Here is a 23,873-nt window from a genome sequence, read left to right on the forward strand (position 1 = left end):
TAGGGCCTGCGGGTTGATCATCGGTGTTGCGAGCTCAGTCATCCCTTCGATCTGCATGTAACGGTGCTGGAGCTGCCAGTCGTCATTGGCCTCCAGCAGCACCGCGCCGATCAGACGCCTGATGCTGTCCTCGTTCGGGAAGATGCCCACCACATCGGCCCGCCGTTTGATCTCCTTGTTCAAGCGCTCCAGCGGGTTCGTGCTATGCAGCTTCGTCCGGTGCTGGGCCGGGAAGCTCATATAGGCCAGCACGTCGTCCATGCTGTCGTCGACGAAGACCTTGAGCTTGGGCCAGCGGTTGTGGAGTTGGTCGGCAAAATGCGAGAGGCTGGCCCGGGCCGCCGCCGGATCGGGCTGCTGGAAGGCTTGGCGTAGCCCGGCCGCTACCATGGTCTGGTGCGCCTTCGGCACGTAGGCGAGCGCATTGCGGGTCCAATGCACCCGGCACCTTTGCCAGGTCGCGCCCAGCACCCGCCGGATGGCGGCCTTGAGGCCCTCATGCGCGTCCGAGATCACCAGCTTGATGCCCGTGAGCCCGCGCTTGACCAGATCGCGCAGAAAGTCGGTCCAGAAGATCTCCGCCTCGCTCGGACCGATGTGCAGCCCGACGATCTCGCGCCGGCCCTCGGTCGTGACCGCCACTGCCACTATGACGGCCACCGAGACGACGCGGCCGCCCTCCCGCACCTTGAGGTAGGTGGCATCAAGCCATAGATATGGCCATTCTCCGGCGAGCGGGCGCCGCAGGAAGCCCATCACCCGCTCGTCGATGTCCTTGCAGAGCTTGGACACCGAGGACTTCGAGATGCCGCTCAGGCCCATGGCCTGGACCAGATCGTCGACACGGCGCGTGCTGACGCCGGCAATCCAGGCTTCCTGGATCACCGCCACGAGCGCCTTCTCGGCCGTGCGCCGAGGCTCGAGGAAGCCGGGGAAATAGGCGCCGGTGCGCAGCTTGGGGATCTTGAGGTTCAGGGTGCCCAGGCGGGTGTCGAGCGCCCGCTCGCGATAGCCATTGCGGTAGGTGGCCCGCTCGCCGCTGCGTTCATACCGGGCGGCACCAATCACGCCCTCGACATCGGCTTCCATCAGGATCTGGAGCACGCTTTCGGCGACACTGCGCAGAAAGTCGCCGTCGTCGGCCTTCGCCATCAGTTCAGCCAGTGGTAGTCTGTCATCGGTCATTGGGGTTCCTTCAGCTGGGGTGCAGTCGAGCAACTCCACCATAGCCGGTCCTCCCAATGACCACCTCATCCCATCACCCGGCGCGTCAGCAAATTTCCACCACCAGCGCGGACTCTACCGTCGCGGCGCGGGCTCCTGAACGCGGTCCAATCAAAGTCCTGAATCCTTTGAGCACCAACGATTCACATCCGTGATGCACCCGGCAGTTGCCGCTCCCTGACCCCAGGCACGCTGGCCCGTTTTCCTCCCGCCGCGCATGGCTCCTCTCCCTAGGCCATTCTGCGCCTCCTCATGGCGAGGAGTTCGACGGCGAGGTCGATCTTGCCGGCTTTGACCATGCGGATGAGCGCGCGGAAGTAGCCGCCCGGGTTCTTGATCCGGCTCTCGCCGCCGTTTCGAGCCACGTCGTCCTCGTAGAGCTGCAGGGTGTAGATCACGGCGATCGCCGCCCTGACGGTGCCGATCTCCTCCACCGCCTCGGCCCAGGCGCTCTCATGCGCTCCAAGCGAGGCGCGCAGGTAGCGGCCGGCTGCGACGATGTCGGCCATATCCCGCACCGGCTGGCCGTAGTCGCTCAAGGTCGGGCAGGCCTCAAGGATCAATTCCGGTGATAGGTGCTCGGCCGGTTGTTCGGTAGAACGAACCGGCTCAGCTTTCTTCGGAAAGCCCTTGTTACAAGACTTACTAGGGGATCCGTTGTTGTTATTAGTGTGGCGGCACTGAGTTCCGGCACAGCCCGCTTGATAATACGCTTCCTCGCACGCACTCCTAAGGGATTTCCACTCGTCCAGAATATCGATCGGCATGGCCTTCGTGCTGCGCAACGGGGTCCGCGCCAGCAACCCTCTAAGCCGCTCCTCAAGATCGGAGCGATCCAGGTCAGGGAACTCGCGTGACAGGCTCCCGAGCGCCTCCTGGGCGGCTCGTCTGGCGATTGTAATCTCGTCAAAGGTGCGCTTGCGTGCTTCCCGGGCCTGCTTCTGCTCGATCAGACGCTCAGCCCACTCCCCTCGCCTGGCATAGATGGGGGTCAGGTCGAAGCCAAAAGCATCGACGATCTCGCCAGCTAAGTCTTTGATGGCATAGCGCTTCCCGTTAGGAGATTCCTTTGGGACAATCAGTTGCTGGTCGATGAGGACACGGAAAGCCTTGCGGATCCCCCTCTCAGACATCCCTGTTCGGCTGACCAAGTAATCGTTGGATGGCCAGACCAGAAGTCGCTCCCACTCCTGCTCGCCCCAGCAGGCGACGAGCTCGGACAGAACCGATCGGGGTCCATTCCGCAATTCCAGAGCCTTGGCCGCTTCCCGGGCGGCCGCCGATAGTTCTTTGCGCGTCACTGTGCGCCCGGTTTCGAGCGCAAGCTCTCTCGCGGCCAGAGCGGCATGTCTCAGCCGCCGGCCTCCTGACGATGCAAGCTGCATCGTTCCCTCCTGGTTGAGGGCAAAGCGGGAGCGTTCACCGAAACCGATGCTCTTGACACTCAGCTTGTCGGGATGGCATAAGGAGATTGTCACATCTTTACTTATGCCCACCCTCGCGGTGGTCTCCAAAGGCCCTCGAAGTTTCCAGCTTCGTGGGCCTTTTGCTTTGCCTGGGTTACGTCACAGTCTTCAGCTCCTTACGAACGAAGGCTGCTTCGAGCGCATGGGTGATAGCGACTTGGCGCGAGGGGAAGAGACCGCTCTCGACGGCTTCGTCGATGGCAGTGCCGATTTCTCGAGGAAGCCAAACATTGGTTTCCCGGTCTCCCCTCTCCCGCCGTGTCTGACGGAGACGTTGAGCTCGCTTGCGACTCGCTGCATCAGCCATTGCGTACATCCATGATACTCGTAGCGATACGAGGATTGCCCGATTCTGGGGTGGCTGTGGAGTCTGAGCGCAAGAATCCATTCACAATAATTGGATTCTTCGTTAGAAAACTCCTTTAGGCAGAATCAATTAGCGCAAAAAGCCGAATCAATTCGCAAGTAAAAGGCTGGTTCCATGCGATCTGGCTTTACGCACTTGATTCTACCTCCTGAGTTATGGGGCGTTCCCCTCGAGGCACATCTCGACTTTCCTCTCTCCAGGACTCAATGTTGTACCTTGAAGACTGGATGCCAGAAGCAATCCTACAATTAATATTTGCGATAGACTCAAGAGAGCCAATTTTTGGCGGAGTGCCCGAGAGGTGCTCGTCCGACCTATGACCACTGGAACCTTATCGGACTTCGACGGGGATTGAAGGGTGATACCCCGATAGGGCGAAGAGGAACTCCACCTGAAACGACCCAGCCGCGTAGATCTATTTCACGCGAACAGTGACATCTCAACTTGGCTGCCGAGCGAATTTCGCCGAACACCCCAGTATGGAACCTAGAACTGCGCTCACGGAGTTGAACTGGGCGCATCGCTTTTTCTGCCAAACGTCGCTTACTTAACAGTATTCTGTCATGATCCGTTCGGGTAAGATCGGCTTATAATCTCCTAGGGATGGGTCTGTGTCACTGCGCACCCTCAAAGCAATTTTCGGGGCCGTTACTGTCTGCTTCCTTGTGGCGAGCGCCTATCTTGCGGTGCTGGTGACCGAACGTCAGAAGGTCTTAGAAGATATCACGCACTATAACCCGGCTTGGCAGGCCAGCCAGGCGGTGTCAGAGTTCATGCGCCTCGAGCGCCGGTTAGATGCTTTCAACGTCCCCGGCCGAGGTGTCGACAAGGACGAAGTTGAGCTCCGCTTCGACATCCTGCTTAGCAGGGCAAAGCTGCTCAGCGAGGGTCGCTTCCAAAGCATCATTCAAGGCGATCCTGATCAGCAGACTACTCTCCGCCGTTTGGCTGATGTCTTGGTTTTAGTGCAGCCTCTCATGGCAGAACTCGAGCGCCCTGGCTCCGTCCAGCAGACGCTTCAGCTGTTAGAACCGCTGGAGCCGCGGTTGCTACAGCTCGCATCATATGCCCAAATTCGTGGAGGTGAACGGATCGCCCAGGATCAGCAAGAGCTCAATCGCCTGTACTGGATCTTCTCAGGACTATCGCTCGGTCTGATCCTGCTTGGGCTGATCCTGATTGGCCTCTTCAGCCGCCATAATCAATTGCTGCAACGAGCGCATAGAGATCTCCATGCTCTCACGGGTCATCTCGCTCATGCCGCCAGCCACGATGCTTTGACCGGACTGGCGAACCGCGTGCTCTTCCATGAGCAACTGGAGATGTATCTCGGCAGGTGGCGGCAAGCAGGCATCCAATTCGCTGTCCTATGCTTGGATCTTGATCGGTTCAAGAGCGTCAATGATACACTAGGTCATGAGATCGGAGATGCGCTTCTGAGGGTCGTCGCGGATCGGCTGCGGAACTGCCTGCGCGATGGCGACATCGTTGCTCGCCTTGGTGGCGACGAGTTCGGTATCCTGCTGGAGGCTAAGGTCGGGCTCGAAACCTACACTGTCCTTGCGAAGCGCATTGTGGAGCGGTTGAGCGCCCCCTACTCTGTCGATGGGCGTGAGATCGTCATTGGCACCAGCGTCGGCATTGCTTCGGTCGAACCAGACATTGTAGCGCCTGACCAAATGCTGAAGCGTGCAGATCTTGCCCTGTACGCGGCTAAATCCCAGGGCCGTGGCATGTTCTGCTACTTCGAGCCGAGCATGGAGGCGCGATTGGATGAACGACAGTCGCTTGAAATCGACTTGCGCAAGGCTCTGGCGAATGATGAGTTCGAGCTGTTTTTCCAGCCTCAGGTCAATCTCAAGCTCAATGAGATCAATGGCTTCGAGGCACTCCTTCGCTGGCGCCATCCCAGGTGGGGGAAGGTGTCACCGGCAGAGTATATCCCGGTCGCCGAGGACATTGGGTTGATTTCACCTCTTGGCGAATGGGTCATACGGACGGCTTGCGCTGAAGCAGTCAATTGGCCACGGGACATCAAGGTTGCCGTCAATCTCTCGCCTGTTCAGTTCCGCAATGGGACGCTGGTCGAAAGCGTGCGCAATGCACTGGAGAGTACGGGGCTTGCTCCAAGACGGCTCGAGCTGGAGATCACGGAAACGTCCCTGCTCGATGAGAACGAAGCGACGATGGCGGCTCTCCATGAGCTGCGCCGGCTGGGCGTGCAGATCGCCATCGATGATTTTGGAACGGGCTATTCGTCTCTCAGCTATCTCCGCAGTTTTCCGTTCGACCGGATTAAAGTCGATCGGTCGTTTGTGCGGGATCTCTCATTACGGCGTGATGCAATGACGATTGTACAATCGATCGCAAGCCTTGGGGCTGGCCTCGGTATGTCCACTGTTGCTGAGGGCATTGAGACAAAGGAGCAACTTACACAGGTTCGGACGGCGGGCTACACGGAGGCTCAGGGCTACTACTTCGGACGTCCTAAGCCAGCCCATGAGCTGGTTTATACACTCGACCCAGTGTTACCGGTACCATCAGCGTAACTCGTAGGTGACGATTCGGAGTGCATCATGAGCGACCATCCTGAATGGACTGACGTCTTTGCTGGAAGATCCAGTCGTGATAGGAAAATTTAGGCGGCTGGATAGCGGTCCTTCAAAGCCACCGGAAAGAGAACCGGCGACGGGAGCAGGGTGAATGAAGACATATTGCGAGTTTACGTTCGAAGCCGCGCATTCGGTGGCGCCCTATTCCGGGCTTCACGGGGGCACCGTTGCGTTAACCTTGGCAGTTTAGAGGAAGGCGGCTATCTGAGGAGCCGCCCTGTTGTCTCTGTTCAAGCGCCGTCGCTTTCCCGTCGAGATCATCCTGCTGTGCGTGCGCTGGTACTGCAAGTACGGCATCAGCTATCGCGATCTGGCTGAGATGATGCAAGAGCGCGGTGTGGAGATCGACCCGAGCACGATCTTTCGTTGGGTGCAGCGCTATGCGCCAGAGCTTGAGAAGCGGGTTCGCCGATACCAGGGACATCGGTCCGGCTCCTGGAGGGTGGATGAGACCTATGTGCGGGTCGGCGGGAAATGGAAATATCTGTTTCGTGCGGTCGACAAGCACGGCCAGCTGATCGACTTCATGCTGTCAGCCAGGCGCACCACCAGGGCTGCCTATCGCTTCCTGCGCAAAGCCCTGAGGACAGTGAGCGACTATCCGCCATTCTCGATTACGACTGACAAACTGGCGTCGTATCCCAAGGCAATTCAGCGCCTGCAGAAGGAAGGCCTGCTATCGACAAATGTTGAGCACCGGACATCAAAATATTTGAATAACACCATTGAGGCCGATCATGGAGCGCTCAAGCGTGTAATCCGGCCGACCCGCGGCTTCCAGAGGATGAAAACTGCCTCCGCCACCATCAAAGACTTCGAGGTGATGCGGATGATCCGCCGCGGCCATTGTGGCCTGGCACAGCGCGGCGTGACAGGCGAAATCCGTCTTGTGAACCGGATCTTCGGTCTTGCGGCCTGAATGACCCATTCGACTGGGTTCGTTTTGTCCTTTTCAAGTTAACGCAACAAAGCCGTGTAAAAACGCCGACGTGTCGCTCGTTGAAGCAACTTTATGTCTTAAGAGGCCGAGTAGGCCGGAGATCTCACGGCCGATGAGGTTGATGTTGTACAAATAGTTCGTCGAGCTCGGACCGATTCGCGTTTGACACAGGCTGGGTCAGGCAGAGAAATTCCCTGACCTTTCAGAAGGTGTGGTGTTCCGATCTTAAGCTGACATTCGACCTACTTCCGCCTCGTGCCAGTTGCCGACCTTTCGGCCAATCAGGTCAAGAATGTCCGGTCGTGCGTGGCACTCGTGGCTCGATCGGCGTGAGACCGTGCAATCCTAGAATGTCCTCAAGGGCGCGTGCTCCGGCAAGGACGCGTCCCTCGGCGCGGACACGACCGACAGTCTGCAATCCAACAGGGCGGCCGTCGCGGGTGAAGCCGCACGGCAGGCTGAGGGCTGGTGACGCCGTCAGGGTGATCGCGTAAGCGATCGCCAGCCACTCGACATAGTTCGAAAACGTGTGACCAGCGCACTGGCTCACGTAGCGTTCCTCCGCCGGATAGGCGGCCACAATCGTCGCTGGACACAGAAGCAGGTCGTAGGTGTCGAAGAAGGCGTTCATGCGCCGAAACAAGGCGGCGCGCTGGTTCTCTGCCCGGACGACATCGGCCATCGTGTAGTTCAGGCCCTGCTCGATGTTCCAGATTACCTCCGGCTTCATCTTGTCCCGATGGTTCTGCAAGAGCCCGGCATAGCTGACGGCAAATGTCATGCCGCGCAGGACCTGGAAGGCATCATGGGCCTCTGAGAGGTCGGGATGCGCCTCCTCGACGATGGTACCCAGCTCCGTGAACCGTTCGGCCGCGGCCCGGCAGATGGCGGCCACCTCCGGGTCGACCGGCGTGATGCCGAGATCGGGCGAGAAGGCGATCCGCGCCGGTCGCCAGCCGGAACGGGCTGCGGCCAGAAAGCTTTCGGTTCTGGGCAGCGACAGGGGATCCCCCGGGCTCTCGCCGGTCATGGCATCGAGAAGGAGGGCGGTGTCCTCGACGGTCCGGCCCATGGGACCTTTCACACTGAGGAGCCGGTCAATCTTGGCCCCAGGATTGCTGGCCACCCGGCCCGGGCTCGGCCGCAGGCCGACCACGCCGCAGAAGCTGGCTGGGTTGCGCAGACTGCCGCCGAGGTCGGATCCCTGCGCCACCCAAGCCGTCCCGGTGGCGAGCGCGACGGCGGCCCCGCCCGACGAGCCCGCGGCGGACAGCGCCGTGTTCCACGGGTTCAGCGTCGCGCCGAACACCTCGTTGAAGGTGTTGCCGCCCGCGCCGAACTCCGGCGTATTGGACTTGGCATAGATCAGCCCGCCTTCAGCTTCGATGGTGTTCACCAGGATGTCGGAGGCTTCGGGGACAAAGTCGGCGAAAATCGGCGAGCCGTAGGTGGTGCGCACGCCCGCCACGTCGGTCAGGTCCTTGATCGGCACAGGCAGCCCCGCCAGCAGGCCCCGCTCGTTCGGGGGGCGCTGCATCAGCCGGCGGGCCTGTTCGCGAGCACGGTCGAAGCAGAGGATCGGCAGCGCGTTGACGGCGCTGTCCACGGCAGCCACTCGGGTCTCAAGGGTGTCTAAGCAATCGAGCGGCGTGACCTCTCCCCGTCTTAGAAGGTCGACGGCCGCACAGGCTGTTAGTTTTATCAAGTTCTCATCACATGCCATGATCGTCTCACCCGTCGGCCAGTACGTGCCATGAGAGCCTCAGCTAGATTTCAGTTTACAACCCATAAAGGTCCGTTCTGGGTCTTGGTTGTGTCAAAACGCAGATGGGACGCATCTTCGCGCAATCTTATGTTTTGCTCACCTGTCCAAACCGGGATTTCCCAGGCTTAGGAAGCCAAAATTGTACAAATAGTTCGTCAAAGTCAGGCGTGGTGGAGTTTTTACACAAGCAGGGTCACGCACTGAAGTTCCTAGCTCCCTCGGAACGTCCGGTTATGTGAGGATTGCTGCCCTTGGGCTTAGGTCTCAGGTGTTCCATCAAGACACCTTCCGAGCTCAAACCATACCCCACGCTAAGCCCCCGCCGGCGCACAGGTGGATGGAATTTTGCGATAGCTGTTTTACGGAAGCGTCTGCTGGCGCTGCTCTCGGACCAAGAGCTTCCAGAACCCTTGGGTCCGGTAAGCTAGCCAGACGGGAACCTTCTCCTGCCCGTCGCATCGAATGTCAGGTCGAAGGTGATTGGGCGGCCATTCGCTACAAGCGTAGATCGACGCAGCCCAGGAGAATGTCATGGAACAGCTTCTTTCGACATCCCTTACAAGACGACGTGCGGTCCTTGGGCTTGCGCTGGCTGCTGCCCCAGTGGCTTTGGCCGAGGCGGATCTCGCGTACGCCCAAGCCAAGCCAGCCGAGCCCGAGACAAAGCCTGAGAAAAGCCTGTACGAGCGGCTGGGTGGCGTCTTCGCCATCGCAGCGGTGGTGGATCACTTCAGCGACGCCGTCGTGAAGAACCCGATCGTCGGCCAGAAGTCCAAGAACCCGCAACTGCGGGACTGGCACACGAAGAACCTGGAACGACTGCCCGGCCTCAAGTTCATGCGGACGCTGTGGGTCTGCAACGCTGCGGGTGGGCCGTTCCAGTTCACGGCCACCAAGCCCGGCACGACGCCGCTCGGCCTGGAGGAGGCGCACCGCGACCTTCGGATCTCGCCCGCCGAATTCGATGCGGTTGCGGCGGAGCTCGGACGGACCCTGGACTTCTTCAAGGTCCCGAAGCGCGAGAAGGCCGAAGTCATGGCTGCCTTCGCTGCCCATAAAGACGAGGTCACGGCTGGCTATGTCCGGCGCTGAATGCGGCTAGCGGTCCGCCGATCAGAGCCGATACGGGGGTCAAGTTCACCATGATGTTCTCCTCATGTGGAGACGGCGTGCTTGACCTAAGGAACGGAACCAGTCGCATGCTGATCCTGCTCCTGATCGAGGATCAGGGTTCTGATGTCGGTGAGCACCAGGTCCGGGTCTAAGAAATCCAGGCTGTAGATGTTGCGGATCTGGCCCGAGGCATCGATCAGGAAGGCGCGGAAGATGTGGTACAGTGGGCCACCTGCCGCGTTGGGCTCGGGCTTGGCACTGACCGTCTGGCCGTAGGCGGCGAGCACGGGCGTGAGTGCCGAGCGGTCCGGGGCCGTGAGGAAGAGCCAGTCGGGGGCGCCGGTTTCATCGGACCGCCAAGCCGCCGCATATTCGGCTAGAACTCCCGGTGTGTCATGATCCGGGTCAAAGCTCAGCGAGACCAGCTGCATGCGCTGGGCCAACCGTGCATCCTTGGCGGCGAGGTCCTGCAACAGTGACAACTGTAACGTCGCGGTCGGGCAGATATCGCCGCAGCGCGTGTACATGAACGCCAGGACGGTGATCCGCCCCTGAAGGAGGTCGGTCAGATCATGTCCTTGCCCCCTCTCATCCAGGACACGCCCTCCGGCGGCGGGGCGGATGGCCGGAAGCCGATAGCTTCCAGGCTCCGGCAGAGCGAAGGCGTAGCCAGCGCTCGGGTTGCTCCCCTGCCCGGTGTTTGGCCTGCCCTCGTGCAGATCATGGGCCGATGCTGCCAACGGTACCCCACACAGCACGGTGGCCAGAACCAGACGGGCGACAGCAAGGCTCGGCATCGGATCCCTCCCCTGGCGAGGGCAAGGCGGGAGCCTTGAGCGCCCGCCCGCAGTTCGTCAGCTTGCGTAGAGTTTCGAGGAACCGAATGACATCATGTGCGGACGGCCGAGCCCCTCGCGCATGAAATCGACCTCGAACCGTGGTGCCAGTTCCTTTCCGTCCCAGGTGTAGGCTTTCAGGAACTGCTCGCCGTCGGTGCCCGTCTTGTCCCAGTTCGAGAGCAGCGAGCTGGTATAGTAGAGACGCTTCCCGTCCCAGCTCTGCGAGACCATGTTGACCTGACCGCCGACCTTCCGTTCGTAGATCTGCTTCGGCTTATGCGGGTCGGAGACGTCGAAGACCCGGGTCATGCCATCCATGAAGCTGTCGACGAACAGCGTCCGGTCGTCGGCGCTCAGGCTGATGTCGACCGGAACCGGCAGCTTGGTCGGATCGCCCACATCCGCCACCGCCTCGGCTTTCCAGTCGCCGTCCGCATCCTCGTACACGAGCCATAGCTTCGAGGTCAGGGCGGTCGAGGTGAAGGCATAATTGTTATACGGTCCCCAGGCCCAGCGGATCTCAAGCGGCGCACCCGGAACATTGAACACCTTCTTCGGCGTGCGGGCATGGAAGTCCCATAGGACCATGGTCTGGCCGAAGTGCTTCATCGCCTCCTCGTCCTTCATGACCTCGCCGAGCGGGCGCATGTAGTTGTTGAAGCCTGTGAAGGACGAACTGAGCATGACGTTCTTCCGGAGAAGCACGCGAGCATCGTAGCCATAGCCGTCCGCGATCTTCTCGACGGCCGCGCCTTGGGTGTTCTCGGCGGTCGGCAGCCAGTGCGTGGTGATGTACTGCCCGTCATTGCTGTACTCGACCAGGCCGGTACGCCCGTCATGGTTCTTGTTGGACAGCCCCGGAATGAGCATGCGGCCCGGCAGGGCATAGGCGCCATGCGCGCCGACCACGCCGCCGCTCTTCTCGACAAAGTCGTCGATCGTCTTGACCAGCTTCGGATTGGCCGGGTTCGTCGCTACGTCGAAGATGTGGATTTTGCTGTCGGACAGGCCCGCAACCCAGAAGTAGGGGAGCCCGCAAGGTTTGTGCAATAAACCTCGGTAAACCGGACAAAGCAGGAACATAGAAGGTGATGGACAGGGGTGGCCGCCGCCCGCGCCGCTCGCTCTGTGGACAGCGGCCAAACAGGATTCGGCACCCGGCTCTCGTCAATCCCATAATCCCGGCCCGGACCCCGGCCTCCTTTTGATCATGACGCCGGGGCTGTGTAGGGGCGTACAATGGCACAACGTGGCTTGCTGACTGATGATGAATGCCAACTCGTGTTCGGTGTCCCTCGGCAGGAACACCCGATCATCAAGCACTATACCCTCAGCCAAGATGACCTTGAGATAGAGCAGTATCTCGCCGGTCTCGACCAAGCGCTCGTAGTCCTTGGCCAGCCGCCGGTTGGTGGTCAGCCAACCGATGGTCCGCTCCACCACCCACCTTCGCGCGAGCACCTGAAAGCCACTCGGGCGCGTCGGCGGCTCCGCGTCAGCCCGCATCCAGACGCCGCCGCTCCACCAGTGTTGCGGAATGGACAGCTTCCATCCGAGCGCTCTGGACAACCAGTCCTTCAGCCCGCGATAAGCGGTGTCGGCCCACAGGCGCTCAATGGCCGGAAAGAGATGTTGCAGCCCCTCCAGCAGGAGTTCGGCCCCTGCGCGATCATGGATGTCAGCGGGATGCACGCTGTTCTTCAGCAGGTTGCCTGGCTCCGTTGCATTAACCTCGGCCGTATAGCGAAGAGCGGTTTATCAAGGATCCGCTCCCGTGTCTCTGTTCAAGCGCCGTCGCTTTCCTGTTGAGATCATCCTGCTGTGCGTGCGCTGGTACTGCAAGTACGGGATCAGCTACCGTGATCTGGCTGAAATGATGTCCGAGCGCGGTGTCGGCGTCAGTCCAAGCACGATCTTTCGCTGGGTTCAACGCTATGCCCCGGAGATCGAGAAGAGGATCCGCCCGTACCAAGGAAAGCGGTCCGGATCATGGCGCGTGGATGAGACTTACGTGCGGGTCGGCGGGCGCTGGCGATATTTGTTCCGAGCGGTCGATAAACAGGGCCGTCTGATCGGCTCTATGCTGGCCGATCGGCGCGATACCGAAGCGGCTTATCGCTTCCTGCGCAAAGCCCTGCGAGCGGTGAGTGACTATCCTCCTTCATCCATCACGACCGACAAACTGGCGTCGTATCCCAAGGCGATCCTGCGCCTGCAGAACGAAGGGCTTCTGCCGAACGATGTGGTACACCGCACCTCGAAATATCTGAATAACATTCTTGAGGCGGAGCATGGCGCGCTCAAGCGCGTGATCCGTCCGACACGCGGCTTCCAGAGCATGAAAACCGCCGCCGCAACTCTGACGGGCTTCGAAGTCATGCGCATGATCCGCCGCGGTCATTACAACAAGCGGGGATGTCGAGCGACAAGCGAAGTCCGTCTCATTAATCAGCTCTTCGGTCTAGCAGCCTGAATGACCCGCCCGACGGCGTTCGTTATGCCCTTTCAAGTTGCTGCAACAGTGCCAGCAGCCTGTGCTCGTGGACGGCTTTCGACCCTTGCGACTGCCGCAAGCCTTCGCTCGCGCCGCATAGCGCAACTGACTCATAAAAAGCGCAAGTTCCTCATTCGTTCTATCTTAGCGTGTCAATGGGAACAGTTCTTGCGCTAGCCCCTAATGGGCGCAGCTCTTGTTCTGATCCCAAGTCGCTTCAACAGGCTTATTGCAAATGATTTGCAAGTGCATTAAGTGCCTAACCGATCCTGGAGGAGACGATAATGAAGCTGCTGCCCCTGCTGGTCCTTGCAACCTTGTTCTTCACTACATCGTCCCCTCATGGAGCCGAGGGCAAGTTCAAGGTCATCACCACCTTCACGATCATCGCCGATATGGCGCAGAATGTGGCCGGCGATGCCGCTCTCGTGGAGTCGATCACCAAGGCGGGCGCGGAGATCCACAACTACCAGCCGACGCCGGGCGATATCCTGCGGGCGCAGGATGCCCAGCTCATCCTGTGGAACGGCCTCAATCTTGAGCTCTGGTTCGAGAAGTTCCTCCGCAATCTGAAGGAGGTGCCCAGCGTCGTCGTCTCTGAGGGCGTGACGCCGATGGGGATCCAGGAGGGGCCCTATACCGGCAAGCCTAATCCCCATGCCTGGATGTCGCCCAGCGACGCCCTCATCTATGTCGACAACATTCGTGATGCATTCGCCAAGCACGATCCTAAGCATGCAGAGACCTACCGGACCAATGCGGAGGCCTACAAGGCGAAGATCCAGGCCACCGTCGCGCCGATCCGGTCGACCCTGGCAGCTATCCCCGAGCAGCGCCGCTGGCTTGTAACGAGCGAGGGGGCATTCAGCTATCTCGCCCGCGATTTTGGCCTGAAGGAGGTCTATCTCTGGCCGATCAACGCCGATCAGCAGGGTACGCCGCGGCAGGTGCGCAAGGTCATCGATGCCGTGCGGGCCAACGCCATCCCGGCTGTGTTCTCGGAGAGCACCGTCTCGCCCGATCCGGCGCGGCAGGTGGCCCGCGAGACCAGCACCAAATACGGCGGCGTTCTCTACGTCGACTCCCTGAGCGATGCCACAGGTCCGGTGCCGACCTATCTTGATCTCCTGCGCGTCACCTCGGAGACCATCGCCAAGGGACTGGCCGAATGAACGCTCCCACCCGACGAGCCGACCCTCGTTCAGGCGCCGCCGACGCGGGACTTGCCGTCAGTGGTGCAACCGTCACCTATCGCAATGGGCATACGGCTCTTCGGGACGTGAGCTTTGTGATCCCGCGGGGTACCATTACGGCTCTGGTGGGGGTCAATGGCAGCGGCAAGTCGACCTTGTTCAAGGCCGTGATGGGTTTTGTTCCCGTGTCCCCCGGCTCGATCTCGATCCTCGGCGGCTCCGTGGCCCAGGCGCTCAAGAGCAATATCGTCGCCTATGTGCCCCAGAGTGAGGACGTCGACTGGAACTTCCCCGTTCTGGTCGAGGACGTGGTGATGATGGGCCGCTACGGCCACATGAACCTGCTGCGTCTGCCCCGGCGCCACGACCACGAGGCGGTGGACGCGGCGCTGGAACGGGTCGGCATGAAGGCCTTCCGGAAGCGCCAGATCGGCGAGCTTTCGGGTGGTCAGAAGAAGCGGGTCTTCTTGGCACGCGCCTTGGCGCAGCACGCCAGTGTCATTCTCCTCGATGAGCCCTTCACCGGTGTCGACGTGACCACGGAGGAGGCCATCATCGTGCTCCTGCGCGGCCTTCGCGACGAAGGCCGCGTGATCCTGGTCTCAACCCACAATCTCGGTAGCGTGCCTGAGTTCTGTGATCGTGCGGTGCTGCTGAACCGGACCGTGCTCGCTGCCGGGCTGACGGAAGAGGTGTTCACGCAGGCCAACCTGGAAAAGGCCTTCGGCGGCGTGCTCCGGCACTTCGTCTTCGACGCCAGTCGTCACGCGGGCGCCGCTTCGGTCGATGTCATCTCCGACGACGAGCGGCCGCTGGTCATCTACGCGGACAAAGCCTCGGATGGAACGCAGCAGGATTCGGCCAAAGCACCACCAGCCGGGAGCGAGCGCACCTGATGACCCAGCTCCTGGAGCCGTTTTCCTACGAGTACATGGTCAATGCTATGTGGGTGAGTGCCCTCGTCGGGGCGGTCTGCGCCTTCCTATCCGCCTATCTGATGCTCAAGGGCTGGTCGCTGATCGGCGATGCGCTCTCACACTCCATCGTCCCAGGCGTCGCCGGCGCCTACATGCTCGGCCTGCCCTTCTCCGTTGGGGCGTTCCTCTCCGGTGCGCTGGCCGCGGGTGCCATGCTCTTCCTGAACCAGCGCACGAAGCTCAAGGAGGACGCTATCATCGGGCTGATCTTCACCTCGTTCTTCGGGCTTGGGCTGTTCATGGTGTCGCTCTCGCCCACCTCCGTGAATATCCAGACCATCGTCCTCGGCAACATTCTGGCCGTCACGCCCGAGGATACGCTGCAACTCGTCGTCATCGCAGGCGTGTCTCTCGCCATTCTGCTGGTGAAGTGGAAGGACCTGCTCGTCACCTTCTTCGACGAGAACCATGCCCGCTCGGTCGGCCTCAATCCCTCCGCTATGAAAGTCCTGTTCTTCACTCTGCTCAGCGCCTGCACGGTCGCGGCGCTGCAGACAGTCGGGGCCTTCCTGGTGATCGCCATGGTGGTGACGCCGGGTGCCACGGCGTACCTCCTGACCGACCGCTTTCCACGACTGATCCTGATCAGCGTGGCGGTCGGCGCGCTTTCAAGCGGCATCGGCGCCTATCTCAGCTACTTTCTCGATGGCGCCACCGGCGGCATCATCATCGTCCTGCAGACACTGGTTTTCCTGACCGCCTTCTTCCTGGCGCCCAAGCATGGGCTGCTTGCCGCCCGCCGGCGCATGCGGGCCGCATCAGAGGCGAGCCCATGACCGGACTGGTCGACACGCTCGTCTTGCCGTTCACCTTCCCGTTCATGCGGGAAGCCCTTGTGATCGCCGTGCTGGTGGCCGTTCCAACGGCGTTGCTGTCGTGCTTCCTGGTGCTCAAGGGCTGGTCGCTGATGGGGGATGCGGTCTCGCATGCGGTGCTGCCCGGCGTTGTTCTGTCCTACATCGCGGGCCTTCCCCTGGCAGTGGGCGCCTTCGCGTCCGGCATGGTCTGTGCGCTCGTCACCGGCTATCTGAAGGAGAACAGTCGCATCAAGGAGGACACGGTCATGGGCATCGTGTTCTCCGGCATGTTCGGCCTCGGCATCGTGCTCTACACCAAAGTCGAGACGGAGGTGCATCTCGACCACATCCTTTTTGGCGACATGCTCGGCGTGGCTTGGCCAGACCTGTTGCAGAGCGGGGTCATCGCCGCGGTCGTGCTGGTCATCATTGCCATGAAGTGGCGGGATCTGCTGCTGCATGCCTTCGATCCGCAGCAGGCCCAAGCCATGGGCCTGCCGGTGCGGCGCCTCCATTACGGCTTCTTGTCCCTGCTCTCCCTGACGATTGTGGGCGCGCTCACCGCAACCGGCATTATTCTGACCATTGCCCTGCTGATCACGCCGGGCGCGGTGGCGTTTCTGCTGACGAAACGGTTCGGGACGATGCTGGTCGTGTCGGTGCTGGTCGCCGCGGTGGCATCGTTCACTGGTGTCTATCTCAGCTTCTTCATCGACAGCGCCCCCGCTCCAACCATCGTTCTGCTGATGACCGGCACTTTCCTTGCAGCATTCTTCTGTTGGAGTCGGTTCGTCATTCCTGCCCATAGCCGTGCGGCGGAGTGACGGTCGCGGCAACCCTCGGTCAGCTGCGGCGCATTGATCAGTGCACGGCTTCGGTGCCGGCGCGTCCTTGAAGCGTTTGAGCGAACCTCTCTCGGCTGGGGCGCTTTCTTTCAGCCAGAGACGAAACCTTTACTCTGTCAGCTCAGGATATTCCCACCGGGCCTAACAATCCGGTGCGGAGCTCTACCCTCCGCTCAACGCCCTGGTTGAGGTTTCAGACAGCCCTCAGCCGGGGCGTTTTCATTTCTGTTGGATACGGATCGTTTACCGCGCACCTCTATACAGCCGGCATCGGCTGATCGCTGAGATCGGTCTACGGATAGCGCGGAGCGCCATCCCGCTTCGCATGCGCCCTGGCCAGGAGATCGACCCTCTTGGCCAGGGCGCTTCATTTCGGCCTTCGCTTGACCTGGACAGACGAGGTCCACGACGGGGCGCGATTGACGGGTTGAGGGGAGAACCCGACCAAGTTCATCGATGAGAGGGCTTGGGGTTGCTGGGCTTGGTCGTGAGTACGGCCGACGGCCGATGATGAAAGGTGCTCCTCTCCCGGTGAACCGTCAATGAATTGAGAGAGCTACCCCTTTGCCGAGAGACGATCGTTCCCGGCGCTCAAAAGAATGAGGACCGCGCCTGACCTTCTCGTCATGTCCGCGGCTTCGCACCGCCGCTCGGATCCTGCGCCAGAACCGCTTCTTGATGCCCACAATCTCCTACGGTGGAAAGCCCCCCACTCGTCGCCATCGTTCTTTGAGCGGATGCTGCGGCGGGCCATGTTTCGCGCTCCTCATCCAGTTCAAGCCCCTTCACGCATTTCTCAGTCGCCGCGACCCACGCATAGGCCTTGGCGATGACGCCCTCACGGTTTGGAGCCATGATCAGCGTTGGGCGCTGCTGAGGCAGCGCCGCGAACGTCATTGGGGCAACCGGCGGATTGTACAGAAGCCGGTGCCCTCGCGAGGTCAATCCGCACCCTATCAACACTAGGGCCTCCGACGATCATGGACTGCGTAAGGTCGGTCTCTGCTCGATCCTGTGTCCGTGGCATACCTGTCGGCTGCCGGTGCACTCCGCGCTCCATCTGAATGGCAGCCGTAAGCTGGGAGCCTCGTTTGGCCTTGTAGAAGGAACTTTATCTCAACATTGAGATTAAATGATGGAGGGCCGGTTGGGTAGGGGCGGGGCCCTCGGTTGCGTAGCCCTTCGCGTCGCGAACAGGCGCGAAGGGTTTTGTTTGGCCAAGCTGAAGCCTCTTAGAGCCGAGGTCCTTCTTTTAGCGGGAGCCAATTGTCCCCGCCCTGGCTTCTCTGCCCCTGGACGCCCCGTCTCCGTGGTAATGGCGGGTGAGGAGGCCTTTCTTGTCTCGATCCTGTCATTCGGGCCGGACGAGTTCCACGCGGGATCGGATCCTAGACTTCCATCGTGGGCAGGACGCCATCGATCTGCGCACCATCGACGCGAACACCGACCGGAGCGGGAACAATTCCTTCAAGTTCATTGGACCAATGCTTTCTCGGACAGGGCCGGCGAGCTTCGCATCCGCGATCTGGGCCATCATGTGATCGTTCAAGGCGATGTCGATGGCGACGGCAGAAGCGACTTCGAGATCCTCGTCAGGGATGTCGGGATCCTCTCCAAGGCTGATTTCATCCTCTGATCTTCGATGTCTGATGATGGAAGCGCTCTCTCACCAGGGTGGGCGCTTCCGCGCGAGTGAGGTCGAATTATTCTTCTAGAGCAACCTGTCTCGACGCTGACGCTGATCCGCCAATTGAGTGCCCCACGAAACCTCATGCTTCCCAACCTGCTACGGCTATCCCCTCGCCTGTTGCTGAGACGAAGCCAACAGGTGGATGGGCTGAATTGGCAGACCTGATGGGCAACCCATAAACGAGCAGGATTGTAAGGGAATGGAGAGTGGGCTTCTGAGTGCAGTCTGGGCCCAACATGATCGGATCTGATCAATAGATTGATGATGCCGATCGGACATGATGAATTCACGGCTCATTGGATCCGTAGCGATGTACGCGCGATCACCCGTCTGCCCGCGGTTCCGGGAGCCCTCATCACATAGCGTACCTCGTATGCTCCGGGCTTGCTGGGGGCCCGGAGGGTGACAGATGACTTATCAGGGGTAGCATCGCGGTAATCGATAAAAGCATCGGGAGCCGTGCCGACGGGAGCAATGGCGACCCGATCCCCATCGCCCTTGGGGCCAGTGATGGCGATGGTCACCTCGGACCCGGGCCTGGCCTGATCCGGCGCGGAGATGCTGGCCACGGCCGGCTCCACCATAATCGGGGTCGAGGCAAGCACCTTGTAGACGCCGTTCGCTTCTAAGACGAAGCGGACCTCATAAGGCCCAGGCTCGCCCGGCAGCCGCAGCGAGACCTGTTGCCGGTCCGGGCGGTGATAGGCTCCGGAAATCCACGCCCTCTCCTCCGCCCCCTGCTTCACCACGCCGATGAAGCTGTCCCCGCTCCCTGTTCCGCTGAAGCTGACTTGGATGGTGGCTCCGGCCATGCCGCGGGCTGGGGCCATCACCGAGGCGCTGGCAGCCGTCACTTCCACCTGCTTTGCCGCGAGGATCTTCGGGTCGAGACCCGAGACATACCGGACTTCGTAGAACCCTGGCTCGACCGGAAGATGCAGCGGTGCCGGGGAGTCGTTGTTGGCATACCGCCATGCTCCGGCCTCATAGGCCCTCGCGTCGGCTCCAGCCTTCGCCAGTCCGACCCAATCCTCCGGGGCGTTTGGGCCTGTGAACGTCACCGCAATTTCGGACCCGGCCACGCCCTGGGCCGGAGCGTTGAGCGTGGCCGTCACGGGTGTCACCGTGATCTTGCCCCGGGCGAGGATCGCCCCGCTCGCATCCGACACATAGCGCAACTCGTAATCGCCCGATTCTCCGGGGACGCGAACCCTGAGGGGATTGCCGTCACGCGTGTAGCCAAAATGCCGGGTTTCGCGGCCATTGCCATTCGGCTGGGCAAAAACGATGTAGTCGTCCTTGCCGTTCGGGCCGGTCCATTTCACCTCGAGGGTTTCGGTGGCGGGAACGCTCGCGCGTGCCGGCTGGAGACTGGCTTTGGGGCGGTCGGCAGTCAGCGTTACGACGATTTTCAGCGGGGCATTCTTCATGACCTCGACGTCACTCTGCCCTGTTCTCGTGTCGGTGACAGCCGAGATGCGGTAGTGCCCAGGCGCCAAGGTGATTGAGCCCGAGACATTCTCGGCGATCATCCCAGAGCCGCCGATCTTCGTGACGGTGAACACCGCAGAAGACACCGGGTGCCCGCCTTCCGTGGCTTCGAGCGGAATGGAGCGCGTCTCGCCAGCAGGCCGTGGCTTAGCCTGCTCCGTAATTCTCAGAGCCTGACCAAGCTCACTCGAATTCGAGGCCCCCTCGCGGCCGACTGTCCTGACGGCGATGCAGGACAGAGGCTTTCGCTCCACCATGGAAATGCTGAACCTAACCACCTTCGGCTTTCGGTCCACTCGTCCCCAGATGCCGTTTGACTGATCGAGCGCCATCGGCGCTGAGCCACACTCCTGGGCCCTAACGGGATAAAAAGCGAGGAGGCCGCTGAGAAAAGCAGGTCCAATCGTCCAATAACGTTTCATGATCTCACGCTCAGACAGTACCATGCCACTGGTACAGAAATAGCGCAGCAAGTCCGATAATCCCTACAACTTGTCGGACATTGGGACAGTCAAGTTATGGAGCCAAACAGATCGTAAGCTCTCGACTGATACCGAGCGAATAGAAAAGATCCTTGTGCGGCTGAGGTGTCAGCCGACACCTTGGAATGAGAATACTGGGATTCAGGCAGCTTTGGACATTAATAATGAGACAAACGGGCCGTTTAATTTCTCATTTCAGATGCCAGTTCTAATCGGTGCCCTCTCCGCTGCCGCCAATTCCGCCTCCAAAATCCACGACCAATGTTGGACGGCGCCCGTCTCAAAAGAAATGTACAAAACCATCCAGTTTCTCAATTCAAATGTATATTCTCGAATTAAGTGCTCAAAGCTAAGTGCTTGAAAACGCTCACCACGACGTCTCACACCAAGATGTCAACGGACAGCAACGAAAGAGGACCTTCCCAGGAACGCGACGACCATTGATGCCACTGCGCCGCTCGCGTCCGTTGGCGATGAGATTCTGTCGAAATGCGGACTGTGTTGAAGTGATCAGTTGAACCCACCCATTCATACCGGGCTTGTCGGCGCAGAAATCCTAAGTCGGCTGTCCAGATCGAGGTCAAACCGGCTACTGGAGTTAACGTGGGCGTAAATCAGAGGCATGAGACTGCGATGGTCTTGACGCCAGTCGGACGGGCGCTGATATGGCGCATGGCTTTTCGGCTGGACGCGTCAGGGCAAGGGTGGTGAATGGTGGGACGGGTTCGGGGCCGAAAGAGTTCCCGCGAGAAAATTCTCGACGCGGCTGCGGAGCTGGTGAGCGAGATCGGGTCGGGGCGGCTGACGCTGGAAGCCGTGGCCGAACGGGCGGGTCTCAGCAAGGGTGGGCTGCTCTACAACTTTCCTACCAAGGACGCGCTGCTTCAGGCCATGATCCAGCGCCTCGTGGATGAGGTTTCGGCGGAACGGGAGGCGCTCCGAGGTCGGGCCGAGCCCGGGCGCAACCTGGAAGCGCGCCTGTGCACGGCAGCGCTGCTCAAGCTGCGCGAGGGCCGAAGGAGGTCGCCAACGGCATGCTGGCGGCGTCGGCCGAGAACCCGCGTCTGCTCGATCCCGTGCGCGAGGTCATTAAGGCGACCCTGGAGACCCTAGAGCATCGAACGCAAAAGTGGGAAACGACTTTGCGTGGAAAGATGCAGGAAAGCAAAAGCTTAGAGCATCGGACGTGAGTTCGAATTTGCGTCCGATGCTCTAAAAGCCACGTCGGACGATCTGGACGCGGCGCTGGTGGGCTGGCTGGCCATTGAGGGCCTGAACAGCCTGGAAATGCACGACCTCAGTCCCTTCTCGGAGGAGGAGCACGCGCAGGTCGTCCAAGCGGTCAACCGCCTGCTACGCAAGGGCATCGCTGAGTAGAGCTCGCAGGCGCAACACCACTGGGGAAGAATTAAACCGGAATTTAGGTGATGGGGCTGACCAGGCGACGTTGTGTGACGGCATCGTTGTGATCTCGGCGCCGTCCTTAAATTTGACACCAGCAATCACCTTCGACAACTGATTTTCGCCGCCATGATGGGCTTGAACACCATCAGCCGGGCGGTGTTGGTGACAGTGAGCCCTTGGTGCGCACGGTGCGATGCCGCACCGTGGCGAACACACTCTCAATGGGGTTTGTCGTGCGCAGATGGATCCAGTGCACGGCGGGCCAGTCGAAGAAGGCCAAGAGCGTCCGCTGGTCCTTGCGCACGCACTCTACCGCCTTGGGGTAGCGGGGGATGCGTTCCGCTCGCAGACAGGCTGGCGTCGTGTGATGGAAGCTGCCATCGCCGTTGATGCGCTCAACCGCATGCTCGAGCTTGGACGCCCGAAGTCCGTCAGTACGCATCGCTTAAGCAAGGCCTGGGGAGTGCTCAGTGCGTATCCCAACCGATCCGTGGAATACGGTTGCTGCGGATCATGCACGAGCGAGCCCCCTGTTGGCTGCGACTTGCACCGGGGATAATACGCAAAGGCAGCGATCGGGGAGCCAAGAGGCTAGTTCGTCTCCCCGATCTGCCCGCAATGTTCTGATTTGGAGAAGTACGTGATGCAGGCTGCTGGGCGCCCATTCCCTCCATCGTTCGACGATGAATTCCGCTTCGTTTCGAAGAGCTACTGGTCTGGCGCAGGGATGTTCGCCGGTTCCGGAGCGATCTGGTTCCTCCGCACCTGGAGGAGCGCCTCCTCGATCTCGTGCAATTAGCGCCTTCCGTCGGCAACAGTCAGCCCTGGCGGTTCGTACGGGTGAAAAGCGAGAAGGCTCGGGACGTTGTACGCACCAGCTTTGAGCAATGCAACCGGAAGGCGCTTGCCGGTTTCGAGGGTGCGCGCGCCAAGGCTTACGCCGAACTCAAGTGAAGTAGTTTGGACTTAATCTGACAGACGGTGTCGTTAGGCTGAGGCATGAGCCGAGGTCGGGCGCGGAGTGGTCGGGGTGCGTAGCGCCCGGCCTCGGCGTTCACAAGGACCACTGTCATGACCACCGAGCAGAAGATCATTCGCGCCAAGCTCGGCCTTTTGGAGCTGGCCAAGCAGCTCGGCAACGTGAGCCAGGCCTGCCACATGATGGGCTATTCCCGCGACAGCTTCTACCGCTTCAAGGAACTCTACGAGACCGGCGGCGAGCTCGCCCTGCAGGAGCTGACCCGGCGCAAGCCGCTGCTGGCCAACCGCACCCCGCCCGAGGTGGAGGCCGTCATCGTCGAGCTGTCCCTGGAGCAGCCGGCCTTCGGCCAGATCCGGATCGCCAACGAGATGCGCAAGCGCGGCCATTCGATCTCACCGGCCGGCGTGCGTGGGGTGTGGCAGCGGCACGATCTCGAGACGATGAAGAAGCGGCTCAAAGCCCTGGAAGCCAAGGTGGCGCAGGAAGGCCTGATCCTGACGGAGAGCCAGGTGGCAGCCCTGGAGAAGGCCAAGGCCGAGAAGGATGCGCATGGTGAGTTCGAGAGCGAATGCCCCGGCTACTGTGGGGCGCAGGACACCTTTTACGTGGGCACCATGAAAGGGGTGGGGCGCATCGACCAGCAGACCTTCATCGACACCTACACCAAGGTGGCGTTCGCCAAACTGTACGACCGCAAGACACCGATCACGGCCGCCGACCTGCTCAACGATCGGGTTCTCCCCTTCTTCGATGCCTATGAGGTGAAGCTGTGTCGGGTGCTCACCGACCGCGGCACCGAGTACTGCGGGAACCCCGAGCGCCACGAATATGAGCTGTATCTCGCGGTCGAGGACGTGGATCACACCCGGACCAAGACCAAGAGCCCACAGACCAACGGCATTGTGGAGCGCTTCCACAAGACGGTGCTGGACGAGTTCTATCGCGTGGCCTTCCGCAAGAAGATCTATGGCTTGATCGCTGAACTCCAGACTGATCTCGATGCTTGGGTTCGCAGTTATAATGAGGAACGGCCGCACCAGGGGCGGTGGTGCTTTGGCAAGACGCCGATGCAAACCTTCATGGATGGCATGCCGCTGGCAAAGGAGAAGATGATTGCAGCCTGATCCTGTCGGACAGGCTCGACCCGATCACTCTCAGACGCCAAATGTCAGATCAAATACCGACTACTACA

21 protein-coding genes and 1 pseudogene are annotated in these 23,873 nt (G+C 60.7%); 12 read left to right on the forward strand and 10 right to left on the reverse strand.

Going from position 1 to position 23,873, the window contains the following annotated elements; translation table 11 throughout:
* The 3 genes from DDF70_RS27990 to DDF70_RS28000 all read right to left on the reverse strand — a co-directional run.
* On the reverse strand, nucleotides 1-1,185 hold a 1,185-nt coding region (locus DDF70_RS27990; protein WP_114948012.1), incomplete at its 3' end, for an IS256 family transposase.
* 269 nt (nucleotides 1,186-1,454) lie between these two features.
* Nucleotides 1,455-2,609, reverse strand: coding sequence for a plasmid replication protein RepC (repC, locus tag DDF70_RS27995; protein WP_114948029.1), 1,155 nt, complete (start codon nucleotides 2,607-2,609; stop codon nucleotides 1,455-1,457).
* 175 nt (nucleotides 2,610-2,784) lie between these two features.
* Entirely contained in the window at nucleotides 2,785-2,997 is a 213-nt protein-coding gene (locus tag DDF70_RS28000) for a hypothetical protein (RefSeq protein ID WP_245435671.1), read from the reverse strand.
* Nucleotides 2,998-3,668: 671 nt separating this feature from the next.
* On the opposite strand from DDF70_RS28000, the gene DDF70_RS28005 reads away from it, so the two are divergent.
* Nucleotides 3,669-5,606 (forward strand): putative bifunctional diguanylate cyclase/phosphodiesterase, encoded by a 1,938-nt coding sequence (locus DDF70_RS28005; protein WP_245435672.1) that lies wholly within the window; start codon nucleotides 3,669-3,671, stop codon nucleotides 5,604-5,606.
* A gap of 283 nt (nucleotides 5,607-5,889) precedes the next feature.
* Nucleotides 5,890-6,588 carry an IS6 family transposase gene (locus DDF70_RS28010; RefSeq protein ID WP_114948014.1) on the forward strand — a complete coding sequence of 233 codons (699 nt, stop codon included), beginning with the start codon at nucleotides 5,890-5,892 and terminating at the stop codon, nucleotides 6,586-6,588.
* A gap of 307 nt (nucleotides 6,589-6,895) precedes the next feature.
* Here the strand turns inward: DDF70_RS28010 and DDF70_RS28015 are convergent, their stop codons facing one another.
* The gene (locus tag DDF70_RS28015) at nucleotides 6,896-8,332 is read right to left on the reverse strand and encodes an amidase (protein WP_114948015.1); all 1,437 of its coding nucleotides are present in this window, start codon (nucleotides 8,330-8,332) and stop codon (nucleotides 6,896-6,898) included.
* Nucleotides 8,333-8,905: 573 nt separating this feature from the next.
* On the opposite strand from DDF70_RS28015, the gene DDF70_RS28020 reads away from it, so the two are divergent.
* Entirely contained in the window at nucleotides 8,906-9,466 is a 561-nt protein-coding gene (locus DDF70_RS28020; protein ID WP_114948016.1) for a group I truncated hemoglobin, read from the forward strand.
* An 86-nt stretch (nucleotides 9,467-9,552) separates the two neighbouring features.
* On the opposite strand, the gene DDF70_RS28025 is transcribed toward DDF70_RS28020, so the two are convergent.
* The 3 genes from DDF70_RS28025 to DDF70_RS28035 all read right to left on the reverse strand — a co-directional run bounded on the left by DDF70_RS28025 (nucleotide 9,553) and on the right by DDF70_RS28035 (nucleotide 12,033).
* Complete coding sequence (locus DDF70_RS28025) at nucleotides 9,553-10,284, reverse strand: SCO family protein (protein WP_114948017.1); 732 nt, start codon at nucleotides 10,282-10,284, stop codon at nucleotides 9,553-9,555.
* Nucleotides 10,285-10,341: 57 nt separating this feature from the next.
* Nucleotides 10,342-11,376 (reverse strand): selenium-binding protein SBP56-related protein, encoded by a 1,035-nt coding sequence (locus DDF70_RS28030; RefSeq protein WP_281024397.1) that lies wholly within the window; start codon nucleotides 11,374-11,376, stop codon nucleotides 10,342-10,344.
* 117 nt (nucleotides 11,377-11,493) lie between these two features.
* Nucleotides 11,494-12,033 (reverse strand): transposase, encoded by a 540-nt coding sequence (locus tag DDF70_RS28035; protein ID WP_342633960.1) that lies wholly within the window; start codon nucleotides 12,031-12,033, stop codon nucleotides 11,494-11,496.
* 67 nt (nucleotides 12,034-12,100) lie between these two features.
* Here DDF70_RS28035 and DDF70_RS28040 point away from each other — a divergent pair, with 67 nt between their 5' ends.
* The 5 genes from DDF70_RS28040 to DDF70_RS28060 all read left to right on the forward strand — a co-directional run bounded on the left by DDF70_RS28040 (nucleotide 12,101) and on the right by DDF70_RS28060 (nucleotide 16,611).
* Entirely contained in the window at nucleotides 12,101-12,799 is a 699-nt protein-coding gene (locus DDF70_RS28040) for an IS6 family transposase (RefSeq protein WP_114948018.1), read from the forward strand.
* A gap of 305 nt (nucleotides 12,800-13,104) precedes the next feature.
* Entirely contained in the window at nucleotides 13,105-13,992 is an 888-nt protein-coding gene (locus DDF70_RS28045; RefSeq protein ID WP_114948019.1) for a metal ABC transporter substrate-binding protein, read from the forward strand.
* Nucleotides 13,989-14,909, forward strand: a complete 921-nt coding sequence (locus DDF70_RS28050; RefSeq protein WP_114948020.1) for a manganese/iron ABC transporter ATP-binding protein — start codon at nucleotides 13,989-13,991, stop codon at nucleotides 14,907-14,909. Before DDF70_RS28045 ends, DDF70_RS28050 begins: the two co-directional genes overlap by 4 nt.
* Complete coding sequence (locus DDF70_RS28055) at nucleotides 14,909-15,766, forward strand: metal ABC transporter permease (RefSeq protein ID WP_162820725.1); 858 nt, start codon at nucleotides 14,909-14,911, stop codon at nucleotides 15,764-15,766. The genes DDF70_RS28050 and DDF70_RS28055 overlap by 1 nt, the downstream gene beginning before the upstream one ends.
* Entirely contained in the window at nucleotides 15,763-16,611 is an 849-nt protein-coding gene (locus tag DDF70_RS28060; RefSeq protein ID WP_114948022.1) for a metal ABC transporter permease, read from the forward strand. Before DDF70_RS28055 ends, DDF70_RS28060 begins: the two co-directional genes overlap by 4 nt.
* A gap of 645 nt (nucleotides 16,612-17,256) precedes the next feature.
* On the opposite strand, the gene DDF70_RS28065 is transcribed toward DDF70_RS28060, so the two are convergent.
* Nucleotides 17,257-17,529, reverse strand: a complete 273-nt coding sequence (locus DDF70_RS28065; RefSeq protein ID WP_162820724.1) for a hypothetical protein — start codon at nucleotides 17,527-17,529, stop codon at nucleotides 17,257-17,259.
* Nucleotides 17,530-18,615: 1,086 nt separating this feature from the next.
* Nucleotides 18,616-20,145, reverse strand: coding sequence for a PPC domain-containing protein (locus tag DDF70_RS28075; RefSeq protein ID WP_114948025.1), 1,530 nt, complete (start codon nucleotides 20,143-20,145; stop codon nucleotides 18,616-18,618).
* 861 nt (nucleotides 20,146-21,006) lie between these two features.
* On the opposite strand from DDF70_RS28075, the gene DDF70_RS28085 reads away from it, so the two are divergent.
* Both DDF70_RS28085 and DDF70_RS37005 read left to right on the forward strand, forming a co-directional pair.
* Nucleotides 21,007-21,408 carry a TetR/AcrR family transcriptional regulator gene (locus tag DDF70_RS28085; RefSeq protein WP_114948026.1) on the forward strand — a complete coding sequence of 134 codons (402 nt, stop codon included), beginning with the start codon at nucleotides 21,007-21,009 and terminating at the stop codon, nucleotides 21,406-21,408.
* 66 nt (nucleotides 21,409-21,474) lie between these two features.
* Entirely contained in the window at nucleotides 21,475-21,672 is a 198-nt protein-coding gene (locus DDF70_RS37005; protein ID WP_162820726.1) for a hypothetical protein, read from the forward strand.
* On the opposite strand, the pseudogene DDF70_RS28090 reads toward DDF70_RS37005, so the two are convergent.
* Nucleotides 21,649-22,027: pseudogene (locus DDF70_RS28090) on the reverse strand (transposase); the annotation flags it as partial. The gene DDF70_RS37005 and the pseudogene DDF70_RS28090 overlap by 24 nt on opposite strands.
* 437 nt (nucleotides 22,028-22,464) lie before the next feature.
* Between DDF70_RS28090 and DDF70_RS39335 the strand changes: the two are divergent.
* Together DDF70_RS39335 and DDF70_RS28105 are read left to right on the forward strand one after the other, a co-directional pair.
* Nucleotides 22,465-22,653, forward strand: a complete 189-nt coding sequence (locus DDF70_RS39335) for a nitroreductase family protein (protein ID WP_425374124.1) — start codon at nucleotides 22,465-22,467, stop codon at nucleotides 22,651-22,653.
* A 117-nt stretch (nucleotides 22,654-22,770) separates the two neighbouring features.
* Nucleotides 22,771-23,805, forward strand: a complete 1,035-nt coding sequence (locus DDF70_RS28105) for an IS481 family transposase (protein WP_114948028.1) — start codon at nucleotides 22,771-22,773, stop codon at nucleotides 23,803-23,805.
* The last annotated feature ends 68 nt before the right edge of the window (nucleotides 23,806-23,873 follow it).

Origin of the sequence: Microvirga calopogonii (assembly GCF_003347665.1) — a bacterium.
Taxonomy (GTDB): domain Bacteria; phylum Pseudomonadota; class Alphaproteobacteria; order Rhizobiales; family Beijerinckiaceae; genus Microvirga; species Microvirga calopogonii.